A 17,706-nucleotide genomic window follows, 5' to 3' on the forward strand; every position below is an offset into this window, starting at 1 on the left:
CCAAGACTTCAATGTGTGTATGAATTGCCGCCCCAGAACCTGCCATTGCGGGTTCCGGCGCATTTGGACAAACGAACGCGGATGATATCGACGAGGCGCACATCCTTGATGGTGAGGACATAGGACGCCGCATGCATGGGCAGGATCAGCAGAAACATCAGGAGGTTCTTGGTGTTGAGAAAGATCATCAACACCAGAACGATTTCCGCCACGAACAATCCCCACGGGATACCCCAGAGCATGCGCGGTCGCGTGAGACCGAGCACAAGGGGAACAGCTTGCGGCTTTTCTTGATCACCTTCACCCGCGCCCATGACTTACTGTCCAACGCCGCTGGAGATTGACGAGACAAGCTGTGCGCCGCCAAAGATGAAGGCAACACCGACAACGATGGAAAAGAGCCATGACCATGGCACGCGGCTGGTCAGAGCCAGGTATCCGACAGCGCCAACCGCAATGGTTGCGGCTGTCGTTGCAAACGTGCCGGTCATGAAGGTCAAAACTTGCGAGAACACGTTGTTGATTGGCTGGAATACGTCGCCGCCTGCGGCTGCAGAGATTTCAGGATTGCCAAGTATAGCGAATGCAACCATGGCGACAGCACAGGCACTCTTGATGAGCTTTTCCTTATGAGATTTCTTCACTTCTTCTCTCCTATTGAACATAAAGAACCGAGCCGCCGATCCATTCCCCGGATTTGGCGGTTTCAGTTTTGGGTTGATTGATGGGAATTGGAGATCCGTCACTGACGTTCTGGACCGGCAGTTCGGTTACATCGGCGGGCAATTGCCCTTGATTGTTGGCAAAACGATTTGTCTTCGCCCGCTTTCCGCCCTTCAGAGCATTGTCGAAACCGTAGTAAGCGTTCGTTACCCGCGCCGTGTAATTGACGGTTTCTGAAATGGAGGGAATGCCGCCGGAACGAAGCACCCGGTCTTCTCCGGCATTATAGGCGGCAACCATCAGCATGACGTTGCCGCCAAACCGCACATCAAGATCCTTCAGGAATGCTATGCCGCCACGAATGTTCTGTGCGGCATCGCATATGTCGGTCACGCCATAATGCGTTGCTGTTGCCGGCATGAGCTGCATGATGCCACGAGCACCGGCAGCAGAGTTCACGTTCGTGCCAAAGCCGGATTCTTGGTCAGCAATGGCAAGGGCCAGCTTCGCATCGGCGTCCTGCCGCGCCGCTTCAGCAACGATCATCGCTTTAATCGTAGCAGGCTCAAATTCGCCGTTCCTGCAACGAAAAGCGGATGCATCGCTTCTATTTGTTGTGACTGGCTTAATTGCTTGGGTGCTTTGCCCAAACCCGGTATCGCCAGCCTGATCAATGATCGCCACGGAGACAGGTGTCACCGGCACGAACGCATTCGCCTGTAGGCGTGGAGCATCTGCAGAGCCAAGGGTAGAGGCTTCAACGACTCTTTTTGTGATGAGATCGGAACGTACATCTTCAACGATTGAAACCTGCACCGGATCATTGCGCGAGGTTATCTCCTCTGCTGCAGCGTATGAGGTGGTGTGCAAAGCCATGATCACACCCAATGCGTTGCGGTAACGGACGATGTTGCCCGCGTTCGCAAATCCATCTATAAAGACGAATATGAGCCTTTTTGAAGTGGCAATCATTGCTATAAACTATCCTGCTTATCCGAAGTCGTGCGGCATAGTCATTGTTGACGAAACATAATATCATCTATAATGATAATTATGAACCTAGCAACAAATATTTTCTGGCACTGGATGAGGGATCACATGAAAATACTCGGTAGTGGCTTTTTGGCATCGATAGGGGCGGCAGGGATTTTATTGACTGTGAATACGTCCGCTCGTGCAGCTGATGCATCGTGGGGCTGTCAGGTCTTGCTTTGCGCTGCTTCAGAAACGCCCTCTTGGCATGGCGTGCCGTATTGTGTGCCGCCAATGACCAAACTCATCGCAGCTATGAAATTGCCCGGATTCTCTTGGCCTATCTGTAAAGAGGGAAACGCCGGAAAACCCGGTCTTGAGCCCTACGAGCCCTGCCCTGCAGGTTGGACGGCTACTGGTTCCAGCTCAACATCGGAACATGGATCGAGCAGTCAACAGAATGTGTGCACGCGATCTTTAGGACGCTGCAACAGCAAAGCCACGCGCGATCTCGTCCGGAATTCAGGGGTTGGTATCGAGACTCAAGAAGTCTATGCCGAGTCCGGCCACAACGGATCCTCCTGCGAAGTGATCCAGACGCAACCGCGCAAATTGCGAGCCAAGCCATACTTCTTCGACATTCCAAACATCAAGGGCGTGAAGCAACGCTTCTGGTTCGACTTGAACAAGTAGTTTTCCGAGTTCACGAAAGTTCTAAAAACTGAAGAAAAACAGGCACATGGAAAGAGTGGTGGATTCCATCCCGATCGCAGCAATGTTATACTGGCCTTGCGAAAAAGGAGCTATCAACCATGGATAACAATGAGCCAACTTATATCTACGTGCCCGAACAGCAGGGTGTGACATTCGGCATAGTCGAATGGTTTGTCACCATTCTACTTGTACTGGGATTTGGAGCTGTTTTGTTAGGCAAGGCGATGGATGAGGCTATTGCATTGGCCGCCGATCCAATTGCGCATCCCTATGCCGCCATTGCGGTTGCAGCCGTCTATTGCACCGCTGCTTATGTGGCCTGGCGTATCATTCGCCGGGTCTATTTCATCATACGAGCCCTTTGTTATTTCTTTTACGACAAATGGCTCGGCATCCGGTTCTATCTTAGAAGGAAATTCCGATGAAGCAAAAAATTCGACTGATGATGACGACCGTCCTTGTCGCGATGAGCGTGTCATCCCTGCCCGTTGCCGCTGCCGACGGCTATAAATTTAATCTGGTCCTGTCTCATAAAAATGTGCAGCACGACCCTGATGGTATTTGGCCGGATACAGATCTCACCGAATTTGGCAATCCTCCGAGACTTCCAAGCATCTATACCGCGCGATTGGAAACTCCGGCTGGCAAATGGCTTCTGTCCCAACTCGACAGTTCCTGCAATATTCAGGGCAACTGCTCATTCGTCCTGCAATTGACACGTCCGGATGGCAAGGTTCAAACCATGGCCGAAGGCCAGACGCTGCTGGGCCGCTCCGCCACATTATCGCTAAACTACAAGAAGATCACGACCGAAGAAATTTCTGATGAGATAAAACCATTTGTGGGTTCTTACGATGTGGAGCCCATGAAATGAACAAAACCGGCTCCTTTTTCGCAAGTACTGGTTGTGTAATAAAACTTATTTCCAGAAATTCGGCGCTTGTTATCGGTTTAAGTGCCAGTGCCGCGCTGGCTGGTGAAAGTGCCGTCAGTCTTATGAATGCCGGAATGCCAAGTGCATGTGCCGAATATGCTGAGAACGTCTCAAAAAGTGAGGGCAACTTTTCCAGTATCTCGCCACTCGTCAACGGCGTGCGCTGTTATGGTGCCTTTCAGTTCTGTGACAGCGGCACGATCCAGCAATATTATTCCGGAACGCCTCAGCAATTTTTGAACGACCCCTCTGCACAAACCGCGGCGTGGGTGAAGTATCAGCAGAACCAGTGGCAGTTTGCGCAAAAGGGCGGTCTGACGTCAGCGGTTGGCAAAGAAGTTTGCTATAATGGAACCTGTGCCGTTCTCACACAATCATCGATCCTCAAAGCTTGCCAATTTGGCTGCGCAGGGCCAACTAGCAAACTCGCCAAACTGGTAGCCGCTGGCATGGATTGCAATGCCCCTGGAACATCTGATGGCGCCGGCACAAGTGTTTGCAAGTACCTGGTATCCGGCGCCGGATATGATGTCAGCTGCATCACAAAATCCAGCGACGGCGTGAACTGTATTGCCCCGTCAAAGCCATAGCTCGGCCGTCGCAATTGCAGGCGGCCGACCCGACTTCCCCTCAAGCCTCTCACTATATTGATAATGGAGTTTCAGAATTGAAGCGGTCTCTTGCCTTCGCCGCCGTTTTTTCGGTGCTTGCCCCTTTCTCCGCTAGTGCGCAGGATAAGGACGGTCCTGCGACTGGCGCTTCTGCGCAGGTATTCAGCATTCCTGAGAACAATGTCGCCTTCTTAACCGGTGATACCTGGCAACAGGATGGCCAAAAGCTTCGCCTTTATGGCATCCAGTCCTGCATCCGCGGTACGACCTACACCGACAAGTCCGGCCTGAAGCAGGATTGCGGGACCGTGTCGCTCGCTATGCTGGCCGCTATGGTGCGCGATACCAAACCCACCTGCTCACCCATTGCGCAGTTGCCGGCTCAAAAGCCCGACGTAGAACCAACCATTCTTGTCGTCTGCTCCTCTCATGTCGGAGATCAGTCACTCGATTTAGGAACCGCCCTCATTACCCAAGGCTTCGCATTCGCAGCCTTTTCAAATGATGCCAAACCTGTCTACATGCCTTACCTTGTGGCTGAAGCCACGGCAAAGCAGGGTAAGGCCGGACTGTGGGCATATTCCGATATGCCTCATCCGAACCTCATTCTGTTTGGAGCAATGCAGAGTAAGACACAAAGGCCATGACAAAATCGAAATATTCGGAATATCGGGAAAAATGGCGGGCAGAATCCATCGAGCCAGGTCACGTTGAGACCAAACTGTTTCTCCCCCGCGAGGAACACGAAAAGGTTATCAATATGGCCCACACATTGGGCGCACGAATTCCTGTGGTTTTAGGACAGCTCGTGATAGCCGGTCTTGCCTCTATGGCAGGCAAATCGGCTAAACCAATGGAGGCAACACCAGCTCCTCCTCTGCCGGCATCTTCTGATGTTCTCATACTTTCCCAGATGATCGACAAATCGCGTTTTGAAAAGGACACGGGTTCAACGCGCTATCGACAAATCGCGTTTATCAATCGCCTGGCTGTCGAAATCATGAGCGGTCGCCGTCCGACAATACAGTCCTTGGCTAAAAGTGTTGATTCCCATTACACCCAACTGGAGATCCTATCCAAAGTCATGGAACATCGGGGCGTTGTCACCCGAACACATGTTCCCAACCTCACAAAAGGCAAGGCCGGAAAAGTTCTCTCTTTGCGGGACGATGCGATCGAAGCTTTCAACCAGATACATATAGCCGAAGTCGGCTTTCCGCTGCTGCCACTTGACGGTGCTGACACGAACGAAGATTGAGCTGCTCAACGCCGTAGCTACGGCATTTATTTTCTTTTGGCTTGTTTGATGACCGTCTCGATCGCATTTGACGCGTCTACCGCACTCAGATTTTCTGGAAAACCTTTCGGTGCTGCTACCTTGCCTGCATCAATGTATTTTTGCAGCAAGGCGATCTGCTTATCGCTTGCCGGCCTTGAACGCTGAGCATCATGGTTCTCCATGGGGCCGAGAAAATGGCGACAGGCTACCGCCGAGGCAAGGACGCCATCAGGTACACTCAGCCCCTCCCGCCTCGCTTTGGATTGAACAGCAAGCACCATATTCTTTGATGGTTTTGCTGGCATGGATTGTGTCAGTGCCAGCAATTCCGCCTGCAGTTTCTGATAGAATGCCGCGACGGTCGGCTTGTACAATTGTCGGCCGCTCGCAATCAGATCCAGCTCGGCCTCGACCTTTCTTGTAAAATCAAGATCCATGAAACCAAATCGGCCCGCGAGTATGTCTACGACTGTGCAGCCTTTTTCGGTCGGTATGAGCATTTTCTGCCTGACCTTGGCATAGTCACGCTTGATGATTGTACTCATGATTGCCGCATAGGTGGATGGGCGGCCGATCCCTTCACTTTCCAGCTTCTTGATCAGGGATGCCTCTGTGTAGCGCTTCGCAGGCTTTGTCTCTGATGTGGTGAGTTTACCTTGGGAAACGGCGATCTCGGAACCGACGGATAAATCCGGCACGGGATTATCCTCGTCATTATCCTCTTCCCCATCGGTTTCCTCGTCATCGGCAGATGCTGATTTCAACTTCAGCCAACCAGGATCAGTAAGGACGCGGCCGCGTGCCTCAAACTTCAGTGACCTACCGTCTGCAGCTCTGCTGGATAATGTTGCAACCCGAACTGCGTAACGTGCATCGACCAGTTGGGATGCGATAGAGCGCAGCCGGATCATCTGGTAAAGCAATCGCTGAGGCTCTGTCTCCCCGGCCGCAAGCATATCCCAATGTGTAGGCGTTACTCCCGGATGACCAGTTTGGGCTCCCTCCTTGGCGGGCCAGCGCCTCTGCTGAACAGTCGTCTCCAAGCCTATTTTTTCCGCTTCCAACCGGATCAGCGGCATATCCTCATCGGCAATATTTGGATTGTCGGTCCGGTGATATGTGATGAATCCCTGTTCATAGAGAGCTTGAGCAGCTGCCATGGTGTTTTCGGGATTAAGCCCCAACAGGACACTCGCAGCCTGTTGCAGCGTTGATGTTATGAAAGGCGGATATGGCGCACGCCGTGTTTCACCCGACTGACATGAGAGCACGCGAACGTGCGTGCAGCGGGCGACACTTTCGGCATAGCTCTGGTCCATGAAGTAAGTGGCGTCGTCTTTGACAAAATCGGGCTTTAGCATCCATTTGGCCGACCAAGGCTTTGTTGCCTTGTCGAATATCAACTCAGCGCCATAATGGATCGTTTTTCTGAAGTGTTTTATTTCCCGCTCTCTTTCGACCAGGATGCGCACTGCGACGCTCTGCACACGTCCAGCCGAAAGCTTCTCGCCATGTCTGTTACTGATCTCTGGGCTGACCAGATATCCTACCAGGCGATCCAGCACCCGCCGCGCTTCTTGCGCGGCAACGAGACGGACATCGATACTATGCGGGGCGAGCACTGCAGACAGCACCGCTTCCCTGGTAATTGAATTGAATGTCACGCGTTTGGGACTAACAAGCCCCAACACCTCCTTTAAATGCCAACCGATGCTTTCACCTTCCCGATCAGGATCAGTGGCAAGCAAAACTTCATCAGCAAAGGTGATCCGTCGTTTAATGCGTTCAATAACGGCCGCGCCCCTTTCCGATAGGACGTACTTTGGTCGAAAATCAGGCGCTGATACCGCAATCTCATTTGTGGGCAAATCGCGAACGTGTCCGATACTGGCAACAATCTCGTACTCATCGCCGAGAATTGCCGACAGCTTTTTCACTTTGCCCGGGGACTCGATAATCAACAGTTTCACGGACTGGTTCTCGGGTTCCATGCCTCAAGTTTTTCGTCGACCAGTTGCCGAAACCGCAGTTTGATTTCTATGGCGTTAGAATCCACCAGCTTTTCCCATTTTTGATACCGCTCTAGGAGTGCTGACCGATGCGCTTCGTTGTATTCACCTAACGAGAACATGATCTCGCTGAAGGCGAGCCATGCTTCCTTTGAGCCAATTGACAATGCATGTGCAGCAACCCACGCGGGTTCATGATCATCGGCCATTTCGGGGTGCTCCGATACTCGTAGACACTGCTAGTGCATTCTCTGAGCATTCCACGCACATGAGCGAGTAGATATATCTGGCCATTCTGAAGTATAAGGTGACTGAAATTTTTAACCCAAGCACAGGAATTTCCACGATGTTTTTCCAACAAACCTAGAATGATGCGACAGTTGCTTCTGACGCGAGAAAAGCTCTTGTATCCTGATAACAGAATAATAGAATGATGAAAAGCCATAACGTATCGATGTGGTCACAACTGAACTTTCCAGCGGCCGTTATGAAGCACATCATGGAAAACCCTGTTGAGGGAGAGACACCAGCAGCCCGACTTAAACAAGTCGGTATGATGAGTGTGATCTATTATCTTCAAATCGATGGGCAAGAGACTACTGTAAATAATATTATTGAATATTCAGGCGTTAGCCGTTCCGCCTTTTTCGAAATCATTGGGCCCCTTTTGGAGCGAAAGCTGCTCAGAGAAGAAAGTATTTTAAATACCGGAGGACGCGGGCGCGCCTTCAAATTCGTTATTCCCGATGAATTGTTCGAATCCTTGGCACTGATCCAGACAAAGCGATAATCATTTCACTATAATTAACTTTTAATATTGTGATATCAGGATGTCTTGCCGAACGGTTTTGCGTCGCACATAATGGTTTTTGTGCGATTCGTGAACCGAAGAGCAACACAGTGATTCGGCATGTCCGAACGCTTGAGAAGTAGTGATTAGGAGAAACCAATAGGCAAAACGAGAACGACCCCGAAAGCGGCAAACTTTCGAGGTCGGTTCGTCAAAGCATAAATTGCTTGAAGATGATGGTCAGACCACCAAGGAATTAAGTAGGTCGATCATCACGGAAAACACTATTGTTGTCAAGTGATGACGTCTCTTTGACGAGCGATTTTCTATTGCCGTTTTGAACGACGGGATTGAAGATGTCAGCTTCTGGATTAAGAAAAACCACTCCAGTATCTATGAGAACGGACCGTAGTGCTCGCCAGTATGGTCAGACCACAACTCGAATTGTCTCGCGCGTTGCTGCACTACGGGTCAGCAAGCGAGCCGCTTCCGGTCTGGGTTTGAAGGCTGCAAAGATCGCACTCATCGATCAGCTTTTTGCATTCTCCAAACCTTGTGATTGGGAGAATCCAAATTCACGACCCATCGTATGGCCTTCGAATGAAACGCTCGCCAGAAGATTGGGGATTTGCATTTCGACCTTGAAGCATCATCTCCATGGATTAGTTCAAGCCGGTCTAATCAGCTATAGTGATCATCCCACATATCAGCGTAGTGGTCGCAGAGACGCCGACGGAAAAATCATTGAAGCTTACGGAATCGATCTTTCTCCCATAGCAATGCGCTTCGACTATTTATCTTCAATGGCTGAACACGCAGAGCTTGTTGCCACCAAAACCAAAAACTTTAACTACCGTAGAACTATCCTTCGCAAGGAAATTCGGTCGATATTTGCAAGCGTTTTCACTGAAAGCGGTGATTGCTTCCCGCATGCGTGGCAATACCTATGGGCCAGGCTAGAAGAAATTTCTGATAGAAAACCTTCAAAATTGGATGAAATGGATGGAATTATTGCTGAGCTGACAACCTTGAGAAATGACGCAGAAGACGCATTCGACGTGCTACACAATGTGCCAGAAATAGACACCGCGCTATCTAAATTTCGGCCCCTACAAACTACGACTGATAAATCCAACGTACATTCCTGTAATGCTCATGAGAACCCCAACTGGATCTATCATGATGCGCAGAAGTCCTCTTCAGCGATAAAACACGATATGACGTCAAAAGACTGCCTCGATAATAATTGTAGGCAACAGGGTAGGCAAAACGATGATGCATTTAATATCTCACTCTCACTCATCCAGAATGCTTGTCCAAATGTACGTGAGATGTTGCCAGACATATTCATAAACTGGCAAACACTACGCGGGTCGGCCGCGGCGTTGTGCAAAGCCGCCACCATTAATCCGCAAGTGTGGTTGGGAGCTCAACAATCACTCGGGGAAGATCTGGCGATCTCGGCGCTTGCATTGACTGTTGAAAAAGCAAGTTTCGGTTTGGTAACAAATCCCAGTGGTTATCTAAAAGCTTTGGTCCAACGTGCTTCAATCGGTGAATTATACATCAGCCGATCTCTGTTCGCACTGACTAAGCAAACACCGCATTCGCGTGTCATCAACGAACTGAACCAGATGCAGCATCATTAATGTACGAGAAATACTCGTCGTTGCAGATCCGGTAAACCGCAATATCGGCGATCCTTCCATCAATGCCGAATTGATCATGTAATTTTTGGTATAGTCCTTTGATGTCAGGAATGCCGGCTTCATTATCAATCGTCTGGGCAGTAAGCAAAATAGCGCCTAAAACCTCTAATGGAGAAGGCTCGCCGTCGTCTGCTGCAGAAGACTCGCTGCTTTTGATGGTATGGCGCATGAAATAATTCCAAAGAGCGTTGGAGATTCTATGTTGACTTTGATCTGAAACTAGAACATTTATCCGCACAGCTGTATTCATGTTCACTCCGCTTGGTTTTATATAAACACCACCGGATGAATTTTTTGCATGTTTCAATTGTCATAAATAGGTATCAGCCTGATACCTATGCGGTATTTTTGTTCCAAATTCATCAGTGATATCAATAACTATGAGTGAAATCGGTTTCACTCTGGCCTAATGATTAGGTGCCGTGGTGATACCTATTCATCGCTTCGCAGCCCTGATAGGAACACGCCCATGGCTGACGTTTCTGAGAACATAGACAAAGTTTTGATCATAGAAGATGACTATTTCTATGCTGATAACCTACGCCGTCATTTTAAAACGTCCGGAAAACATGCTGTTACAGCAGAAACCTTTAGTGCAGCACAATCTGCAATCGAAAAAGAAGAATTTGATTTAATTATCATAGATCCGGGTCTTCCTGACGATGAGCGAGATATGGAGTCTCGCGAAGTCCGATACTCCATTCTAGAAAGCATTATTAGTACCACACCAGCTGCTGTGCATTTGGTCATCACTGGTCGGTATTCTAGTGATGAAGCAGAAACCTGCAGGGAGCTTGGCGCAAAAGGTTACTTGGGAAAAATTCGCCTTAACGCTCCTACCCTCGCCAGCGTTCTTGAGCTGATGACGCGGTCAGAATTTGTTATGCATCGAGGCAATGAAACCATCAGTGATGCCTTACCTGGATATAATTATCCATTCCTCTCCCTGTCGGAGGAAGAATGCCTCCAATGGGTTGAGAACCGGCCAAAGGGCATGAAAAGAAATGAACTCTTCGGTCTGATGGCGAGGCATTTCAAAATGAAAAGCCCTGAGATGGCTGAGCAAAAATACAAGCGTGCCCGGAGCAAGATATTGGCTCACGGACGTGAAATGGTGAACGCGAAAAACAATACCAATCCTGAGAAATAGCGAAAGTTTTAGACAATGAAGATGTTTCACCTTGCTTTGAGCCTTGGGTTATGTGCGTCAATGGCTACGACAATCGCTCGAGCTGGCGATGAAGATCCGACGAAAATTGTTGTTGAAAGAGAGGCGGGAAAGCCGATCACCGTTTATTCATTACAAGATCTGGAGAACGACTTCACCTACCGTGACCTGACGACAGTCACACCGTGGACAAGCGGAGTAGCTCGTACTTATCGCGGATTTTCACTGACCGAGATATTAGCCAAAAACGGCATGGCTAATGCGAAAATTATCAAGGGCATTGCACCTAATGATTTCTCGGCCAGGATCGATATGGATGAAATCAAACGCTACAATCCAATTGTTGCCTCAGAAGTGCAATGTACCAAATCCGAAGCAAAAACTGGAAAATGTGAGGAGGGTAGTTTCAGGGCATTGGAATCTGAGGATTATGGACCATTCTATATCGTTTGGCCATTTGATAAAATGCCTAGGGCGTATGATCCGCAAGACCATTCGAAGTGGATATGGTTCCTTGCTGTTCTGCAACAAGAACAATAGCATCAACAAACATTCCTGATAGCCCTCTTCTCAGCATTAGGTGGGCATAATTCGCGCTTGGTGTGAACGTGACGCAGCTATTCCGCACTTATGGGCCTTTCATACTTATTGTGATGATCGGAATTTCACTCTTGGCCGGCACTTCGGCATTTCTTCAAACCGATAAGTATCGCAGTGAAGCATATGACATCATCGCCGAAGTCAACGAAGTTCAATGGCGGTCCACCCAAGCCCGTGAAAAAATGGTGAGCATGTTGGGATGGTCTCGCCTGGCGGCAATAACCAATAGTCAAGATTACCGAGGCCGGGTCAAAGCAGATAGCACGTATCTAGCGATAAATCTCAGAACGCTCATCGCCCTCCCCTACGTTGGCAAAATCATGCCAAAAGCAGACATTGAAACATTGAGCGGCTTATTGGTGTACGTGAATACAGAAGTAAAGTCAGAACTGGATCGTCCGTTACCCGACTACGGCAGGATAGTGAATCGCTTGGAAAGCTTGTGGCCAGGTATCATCTTAACTACTGCAGGAAACCTGGGGAATACACAAAAGCGTACCGCTGATCTGGAGCAAAAGGCCCTTAATAATAACTTTCTCTATGCATTTATCTTCGCGATTGCGACCATGATCGCACTATTCGCTATGGTAGTTTACCGCAGCAAAGCACAGTACGACAACCGCGTGAGGCAGTTCGCGCTGTTGTTTTCTCATATGACCTACACCCGCATCAATGGGCTCTCAATGTGGATGCATGACACGCTGAACCCTCAGGAAGCCCCTGACGCGAAGATGCTGGATATGGCTCGTAAAAGAATAACCGACTTATCCGTCGCAACCGATTGGTTGGCGCGGATCGCTTATCCAAAATATGATCAGGACAATACCCCGATCGTGAGTTTGGGCACGATTATTGAGCAAATCGTTAAGCCGGATGGTTCGGCTATACCAATAGTTAAGTCTGAACTGAGGGCTATGCAGCTGCTCGTGCCTCAGGGGCAATTTCATCTCATGTTACACGAGTTGATCAGAAATGCGAAAGATGCGGTTGATGGCGTCAAGCATCCCGAGGTGAAACTTTGTGTGAAAATCGTGAAACGATTGCCATTCGGGAGAAGCCTATACATCGCGATAGAAGATACCGGTGTGGGAATGTCGCCAGAACAGATCAAGAAGGCCAAAACACCGTTTTTCTCGACAAAAGGGGAAGCCCGCGGCCATAGTGGTCTTGGGCTTACTGGATGTTACCGCCTCATACAAACGATGGGCGGTTCTTTGGCAATACGTTCTACGAAAGGCGTTGGGACAACAGTAGCGCTCACCTGCCCCCTTTCAAACTTACCTGCCATCAAGTGGAAACGACGATGACTAGTATGCCAACGGATAGAGCCTATTCACTCGAACAATTAATCGCGTCACTTCAAGACCGCATGGACGAGTATGAACGGAATAACGCCGAGTTACTTAAACGCGTGTCGCACCTAGAACGCCGTTTGCTCGCCCATAACCGGTTTCGATGGGATGCTATAGACAAAATCGCAGATTACTTCAGAGGCGCCTTCGTTAAGGGAGACTATCTGGAGTTCGGCGTCTATCAAGGCGAAACGTTTGCCTATGCCTGCAATGTCATGGCACCAATGTACCCTGATATGAGGTTCATTGCACTTGATTCATTCGAAGGACTACCCCAACCAAAAACTGGGATCGATGAGGATAACGGATATAGCGGCGGGTTCTATAAAGGTCAGTTCTATTGTGACGAGACTGAGTTTATAGCAAATCTGGTTGCCCGTTCAGTCGATATGGACCGGGTGATGGTCGTAAAGGGGTGGTACGACGAAACATTGCGTATGGACAACCCAAAAACGCACTCAATCGAATCTGTCGCCTTTGCCTGGGTCGATTGCGACCTTTACGAGTCAACGGTTCCTGTGTTGCAATATTTAACCAACAGGCTGACCGTTGGATCGGTGATCTTATTTGATGATTGGCGTTGCTTCCGCAATCTCTCGGGATTTGGCCAGCAACGTGCCTGCAGGGAATGGCTTGCCAGAAATCCTCAGATCAAACTCAACCTGCTAATGGATAACGACTATCACGGTTACGTATTTTCCGTCGCAGCCTGTTAGCATAGTTACGCGTTAACCTTTCGTTAACCCTTATTTTCTTGCGTAATTGCTCGACTCGCGTCATCTTCCTACGAAATAGTCGCGTACTGTGGGGAAATATCGTAGTTATGGAAAAGGCTGTAAGTCAACGTATCGAAACATTCGGCTCTAAAAGGCCGATGACGGATGTGATTGCCACAGACGGCGCAGCGCTTTCGGCCGAGCTACATGCTATGAGAGAAGCGTTGTTTCCTCCCGTCTCTCAGAAAACTCTGCGTTCGTTTTCTTCTGTCGAATCAGCCAAGCTAATCGGTATAGCCGATGCATACCTCAGACAGTTGTCCATCAATGGTAAGGGGCCGCGGCCGACACTCAGTCCCGGTGGCCGTCGATATTACACCCTTGAGCAAATTAATGAGCTGCGTGAAGTTCTTGATGAAAACTCAAAGGGTAAAATGTACCTCCCTCGCCGTAAGGAAGGCGAACACTGTCAAGTTATGGCTGTTGTAAATTTCAAAGGTGGTAGTGGCAAAACAACAACCGCTGCCCACTTGGCACAGTACATGGCCTTGCAGGGCTACCGGGTGCTTGCGGTGGATCTTGACCCGCAGGCCTCTCTTACCGCATTACACGGCTATCAACCCGAATATGATGTTGGGGCAAATGAAACGATGTATGCCGCTGTTCGTTATGATGAGCACCGCCGTCCAATCAGTGAAATAATTCAACATAGCTATATTCCTGGACTGGATCTTGTTCCCGGTAATTTGGAGCTTATGGAGTACGAACACGATACTCCGAGAGCGCTAGCAGAGAAAAATGCGGAGCCCTTTTTCGGTCGAGTCGCGACAGCTCTCGGTAGCGTCGCAGATCAGTATGATGTGATGGTCTTAGATTGCCCTCCCCAGCTGGGTTTTTTGACTTTAGGTGCGCTGTGCGCATCTACTGGCTTGCTGATCACGGTTCATCCTCAGATGCTCGATGTGATGTCGATGTGTCAGTTTCTCCTGATGGCATCTGACATTCTAGGCGTTGTGCAAGAGTCTGGTGGAAATCTGGATTATGACTTTATCCGGTACGTTGTGACACGCTACGAGCCTTCGGATGGTCCGCAGACACAGATGGTTGGCTTCATGCGCTCGCTATTTCGTGAGCGCGTACTCACAAATGCTATGTTAAAATCTACGGCAATCTCGGATGCGGGCCTTTCCAAACAGACCTTGTATGAAGTGGGTCGTGAAAATTTTCTAAAACAGACATATGACCGGGCCATCGAGTCCCTAGATGCTGTCAATGGAGAGATTGAAAGTCTTATCAAGCAGGCATGGGGGCGGTCATCATGAGCCGAAAAGACACGCTCAAGAGCTTTCTGACACGCCGCGAGAACGAGTTGCCACATGGCAACTTTTCCCAAGAGTTGCCACATGGCAACTTGGATTCCGACCCTCCAAATACCACGTCGACTGATAAGGTAGAGACCAGCAAACCACTTCAACACATCCGGTCTGGCGCTGTTGGTGCGATGGGGAGGTCACTTGGGCAAATCGCAAATGCCGCGGACCATGCTAGGGCATTAATCGCATCTGGATTAGCGGTCGTGGATCTCCCTACAGATAAATTGGATGGTTCCTTCATCAACGATCGGCTAGCAAACGAGGGAGTCGATTTTGACGCCTTATACCAGGCTATTAAAGATACCGGCCAAAAAAGCCCGATATTAGTTCGCCCTCACCCAACCGTTGCCGACCGATATCAGATCGCATTTGGCCATCGACGTGTACGTGTACTGTCAAAGCTAGGGAGAACAGTTAAGGCGGTAGTACAAAATCTAACAGACGAAGAACTGGTCGTTATCCAAGGGCAAGAAAATTCGGCGCGGTCCGACCTGAGTTATATTGAGAGGGGACTGTTTGCAGTGGCATTGGAGACGCGAGGCTTTGACCGCCATGTAATCATGTCTTCCCTTGGCATGGAAAAGACGCAACTATCGCGGTTGCTCGCTATCGCGCATTCTATCCCAAGAGACTTGGCTGAGGCGATCGGCCCTGCTCCAAGAGCTGGTAGACCGCGTTGGGTCTTACTGGCAGAAAAACTCGAACAATTGGAAAGCCGCACCACTCTTGACCGTCTTATCAATACTCAAGAATTTCAGAATGCCGACACAGACCTTCGCTTTGTAAAGGTGCTGGATGCCATCAGTACCAAAATGAAAAGAACAAATGTAGCTGTGCCATTAAAGTCTTCCAGCGGGCATAAGATTGCGATGATTTCGCGTGGGCGAGGAAAAAGTTCGATTGTAATTGACGATAATGCCACTCCTGAATTCGCCGACTTTGTGGCGTCTCGGTTGAGTGAACTTCACCAAGAATACCTGGATCAACGGCCGCCGAATGGCAAAACCGTTGATTAAGATGTTCACGTAAATGCTTCAAAACAAGAAAGGACAGTAGCAAAAGAAAAAGCTCCCGAACGTTGCCGTCGCGGAAGCCCTTCTCATATTTCGCAGTTTGAGAATCGCACTTCCTCGAATCAGTGTCAATAGTTTTTAGCGTCAAGTTGGCGAGTTGGTTTCTTTTGCCTCACTGAAAGGCGAATGAACATGCAAGGAAATGCGATCACGACGCCCTTTGGGCGGCGGCCGATGTCGCTCGTCCAATTGCGGACGCAGACACAGGCCAAGGAAATACCCGCCAACAAGTCAGCTGACAAATGGCAGCTCTATCGCTGGCTCTGTGAGGGGAAGGATATTGTTGGGGTAGGGGACCGCTCACTGGCTGTTCTCAACGCACTCCTGTCATTTGTGCCTGATAATGAGCTGTCTGAAGGAAACGGACTCATTGTCTTCCCTTCGAACGCTCAGCTGTCGCTACGCTCCCATGGCATGGCCAATGCTACGCTGCGCCGGCACCTGGCTGCGCTGATCGAGTGCGGATTGATTACCCGCAAAGATAGCCCAAATGGCAAGCGGTATTCGCACAAGGACAGGGCAGGGGAGATTACGGATGCCTTCGGGTTTTCCCTTGCACCCTTGCTTTTGCGCTCAGAAGAGCTGCAGGAGGCCGCAGAGAGCGTTCGTGCCACTGCCCGGGCACTCAAGCTCATCCGTGAGCAGATGACGCTTCACAGGCGTGATATCTCCAAGCTCATCGAGGTCGGTCTTGCGGAAGACGTCAAGGCGGACTGGCAGGGGATCTGGACGCGATTTCGTTCAATTGTCGAGGCCATACCACGCAAAGCTTCATTGGAAATCCTGGAGCCGATCCTCGATGATTTGTCGGCATTGCATGAGGAAATTGCTATCCACCTGGAAAATCACGTTAATGATGAAAACATGAGCGGCAAAGAGTCTCAAACTGAGCCGCAGCAACAGAATTCAAATCCAGAAACTATTTCTGACTTTGAACCTGGCTTCAGAAAAGACCAAGGGGCAAAACCGGAGCATAATACACGAACAGCAAGGGATGCCACAAAGACCTATCCGCTAGGGCTGGTGCTGAAGGCCTGCCCGGATATTGCCGATTATGCCACGGCCGGAATATCGAACTGGCGCGATCTGATGCTGACTACGGCCCAGATAAGAGCAATGCTTGGCATTTCACCCTCTGCATACGAGGAAGCACTGGATACGCTTGGCCAGGAGAACACAGCGATTGTCCTCGCCTGTATCCTGCAGCGATTACAGCATATCAATTCCGCCGGCGGATACCTGCGTGTTCTGACCATGAAGGCGAGGGCAGGGGAGTTTTCCGTCGGGCCAATGCTGATGGCGGGCTTGAAAGCAAACAATCGTGTAGTCGAGCAATTGGGTTAGACTGATTATAGATGCTTTATATCTGAGCCATAGGCTCTATCACATCAGGCTAGGCCCAATCCGCGCATTTTGACGATAATGTTAGTCATGACGGTGTCCGTTGCTCGCTGTCTTGATATTTCGTAATCGACGACTTTATCCGCGAACCTTTTTTTGAGATCAATCACAGCCTGAGATGGGGTTGTTTGCGGGAGAGGGCGGAATGACACGCTAGCGAATTAACATAGTTTTATCTGTGGCTTACCAATAATCACGCAGTGAGTTGCCATAGTGTCGTTAGCAAGCAGTAACCTCTTGAGACACCCTTTCGAGAAAGAAAACTCGATGATTTACAGGGGAATACATGTTGGAGAATTTAGTTTGCGCAGCATTCTTTGGCTAAAGGTGTCATTTCGCCCC

The 17,706-nt window shown here is 49.6% G+C and carries 21 protein-coding genes; 15 read left to right on the forward strand and 6 right to left on the reverse strand.

Annotated features, from left to right (window positions below):
• Positions 1-8 precede the first annotated feature (8 nt).
• The 3 genes from FHW17_RS24665 to FHW17_RS25305 are packed head-to-tail and all read right to left on the reverse strand — an operon-like array spanning position 9 to position 1,539.
• On the reverse strand, positions 9-314 hold the full coding sequence (locus FHW17_RS24665) for a VirB3 family type IV secretion system protein (protein ID WP_182511051.1): 306 nt from the start codon (positions 312-314) through the stop codon (positions 9-11).
• Between the two features lie 3 nt (positions 315-317).
• A complete protein-coding gene (locus FHW17_RS24670) occupies positions 318-644 on the reverse strand; it encodes a TrbC/VirB2 family protein (RefSeq protein WP_348643779.1) in 327 nt (108 codons plus the stop codon).
• Positions 645-654: 10 nt separating this feature from the next.
• Entirely contained in the window at positions 655-1,539 is an 885-nt protein-coding gene (locus FHW17_RS25305) for a lytic transglycosylase domain-containing protein (protein ID WP_246707026.1), read from the reverse strand.
• A 222-nt stretch (positions 1,540-1,761) separates the two neighbouring features.
• Between FHW17_RS25305 and FHW17_RS24680 the strand changes: the two genes are divergently transcribed.
• The 6 genes from FHW17_RS24680 (at position 1,762) to FHW17_RS24705 (ending at position 5,152) form a co-directional block, all read left to right on the forward strand.
• Positions 1,762-2,328 carry a hypothetical protein gene (locus tag FHW17_RS24680; RefSeq protein ID WP_246707027.1) on the forward strand — a complete coding sequence of 189 codons (567 nt, stop codon included), beginning with the start codon at positions 1,762-1,764 and terminating at the stop codon, positions 2,326-2,328.
• 119 nt (positions 2,329-2,447) lie between these two features.
• Positions 2,448-2,774 carry a hypothetical protein gene (locus FHW17_RS24685; RefSeq protein ID WP_182511053.1) on the forward strand — a complete coding sequence of 109 codons (327 nt, stop codon included), beginning with the start codon at positions 2,448-2,450 and terminating at the stop codon, positions 2,772-2,774.
• The gene (locus FHW17_RS24690) at positions 2,771-3,223 is read left to right on the forward strand and encodes a hypothetical protein (protein WP_182511054.1); all 453 of its coding nucleotides are present in this window, start codon (positions 2,771-2,773) and stop codon (positions 3,221-3,223) included. Before FHW17_RS24685 ends, FHW17_RS24690 begins: the two co-directional genes overlap by 4 nt.
• Positions 3,220-3,873 (forward strand): acyltransferase, encoded by a 654-nt coding sequence (locus FHW17_RS24695; protein ID WP_246707028.1) that lies wholly within the window; start codon positions 3,220-3,222, stop codon positions 3,871-3,873. The genes FHW17_RS24690 and FHW17_RS24695 overlap by 4 nt, the downstream gene beginning before the upstream one ends.
• Positions 3,874-3,950: 77 nt before the next feature.
• Positions 3,951-4,541: a thermonuclease family protein gene (locus FHW17_RS24700; RefSeq protein ID WP_182511055.1), complete on the forward strand. Its 591-nt coding sequence runs from the start codon at positions 3,951-3,953 to the stop codon at positions 4,539-4,541.
• Positions 4,538-5,152: a hypothetical protein gene (locus FHW17_RS24705; RefSeq protein ID WP_182511056.1), complete on the forward strand. Its 615-nt coding sequence runs from the start codon at positions 4,538-4,540 to the stop codon at positions 5,150-5,152. The genes FHW17_RS24700 and FHW17_RS24705 overlap by 4 nt, the downstream gene beginning before the upstream one ends.
• A 26-nt stretch (positions 5,153-5,178) precedes the next feature.
• Here the strand turns inward: FHW17_RS24705 and topA are convergent, their stop codons facing one another.
• Together topA and FHW17_RS24715 are read right to left on the reverse strand one after the other, a co-directional pair.
• Complete coding sequence (gene topA, locus FHW17_RS24710; protein ID WP_182511057.1) at positions 5,179-7,143, reverse strand: type I DNA topoisomerase; 1,965 nt, start codon at positions 7,141-7,143, stop codon at positions 5,179-5,181.
• Entirely contained in the window at positions 7,140-7,391 is a 252-nt protein-coding gene (locus FHW17_RS24715) for a hypothetical protein (protein WP_182511058.1), read from the reverse strand. The genes topA and FHW17_RS24715 overlap by 4 nt, the downstream gene beginning before the upstream one ends.
• Before the next feature lie 221 nt (positions 7,392-7,612).
• Here FHW17_RS24715 and FHW17_RS24720 point away from each other — a divergent pair, with 221 nt between their 5' ends.
• Complete coding sequence (locus FHW17_RS24720) at positions 7,613-7,972, forward strand: MarR family transcriptional regulator (RefSeq protein WP_182511059.1); 360 nt, start codon at positions 7,613-7,615, stop codon at positions 7,970-7,972.
• A gap of 356 nt (positions 7,973-8,328) precedes the next feature.
• Positions 8,329-9,621, forward strand: coding sequence for a plasmid replication protein RepC (gene repC / locus FHW17_RS24725; RefSeq protein WP_182511060.1), 1,293 nt, complete (start codon positions 8,329-8,331; stop codon positions 9,619-9,621).
• On the opposite strand, the gene FHW17_RS24730 is transcribed toward repC (FHW17_RS24725), so the two are convergent.
• Complete coding sequence (locus FHW17_RS24730; RefSeq protein WP_182511061.1) at positions 9,590-9,850, reverse strand: hypothetical protein; 261 nt, start codon at positions 9,848-9,850, stop codon at positions 9,590-9,592. The two genes, repC (FHW17_RS24725) and FHW17_RS24730, sit on opposite strands and share 32 nt — an antisense overlap.
• 300 nt (positions 9,851-10,150) lie before the next feature.
• Between FHW17_RS24730 and FHW17_RS24735 the strand changes: the two genes are divergently transcribed.
• The 7 genes from FHW17_RS24735 (at position 10,151) to repC (FHW17_RS24765) (ending at position 17,307) form a co-directional block, all read left to right on the forward strand.
• Positions 10,151-10,831, forward strand: a complete 681-nt coding sequence (locus FHW17_RS24735) for a response regulator (RefSeq protein WP_182511062.1) — start codon at positions 10,151-10,153, stop codon at positions 10,829-10,831.
• 60 nt (positions 10,832-10,891) lie between these two features.
• Positions 10,892-11,389, forward strand: coding sequence for a hypothetical protein (locus tag FHW17_RS24740; protein ID WP_182511063.1), 498 nt, complete (start codon positions 10,892-10,894; stop codon positions 11,387-11,389).
• 68 nt (positions 11,390-11,457) lie between these two features.
• Positions 11,458-12,756, forward strand: coding sequence for a HAMP domain-containing sensor histidine kinase (locus tag FHW17_RS25490; RefSeq protein ID WP_182511064.1), 1,299 nt, complete (start codon positions 11,458-11,460; stop codon positions 12,754-12,756).
• A complete protein-coding gene (locus FHW17_RS24750) occupies positions 12,753-13,517 on the forward strand; it encodes a TylF/MycF/NovP-related O-methyltransferase (protein ID WP_182511065.1) in 765 nt (254 codons plus the stop codon). The genes FHW17_RS25490 and FHW17_RS24750 overlap by 4 nt, the downstream gene beginning before the upstream one ends.
• Before the next feature lie 107 nt (positions 13,518-13,624).
• Positions 13,625-14,839 carry a plasmid partitioning protein RepA gene (gene repA, locus FHW17_RS24755; RefSeq protein ID WP_182511066.1) on the forward strand — a complete coding sequence of 405 codons (1,215 nt, stop codon included), beginning with the start codon at positions 13,625-13,627 and terminating at the stop codon, positions 14,837-14,839.
• A complete protein-coding gene (gene repB, locus FHW17_RS24760) occupies positions 14,836-15,906 on the forward strand; it encodes a plasmid partitioning protein RepB (RefSeq protein ID WP_182511067.1) in 1,071 nt (356 codons plus the stop codon). The genes repA and repB overlap by 4 nt, the downstream gene beginning before the upstream one ends.
• Before the next feature lie 189 nt (positions 15,907-16,095).
• Positions 16,096-17,307: a plasmid replication protein RepC gene (gene repC, locus FHW17_RS24765; RefSeq protein ID WP_182511093.1), complete on the forward strand. Its 1,212-nt coding sequence runs from the start codon at positions 16,096-16,098 to the stop codon at positions 17,305-17,307.
• Positions 17,308-17,706: the final 399 nt, after the last annotated feature.

The sequence above is a fragment of the Phyllobacterium sp. P30BS-XVII genome (assembly GCF_014138335.1).
GTDB lineage: Bacteria > Pseudomonadota > Alphaproteobacteria > Rhizobiales > Rhizobiaceae > Phyllobacterium > Phyllobacterium meliloti.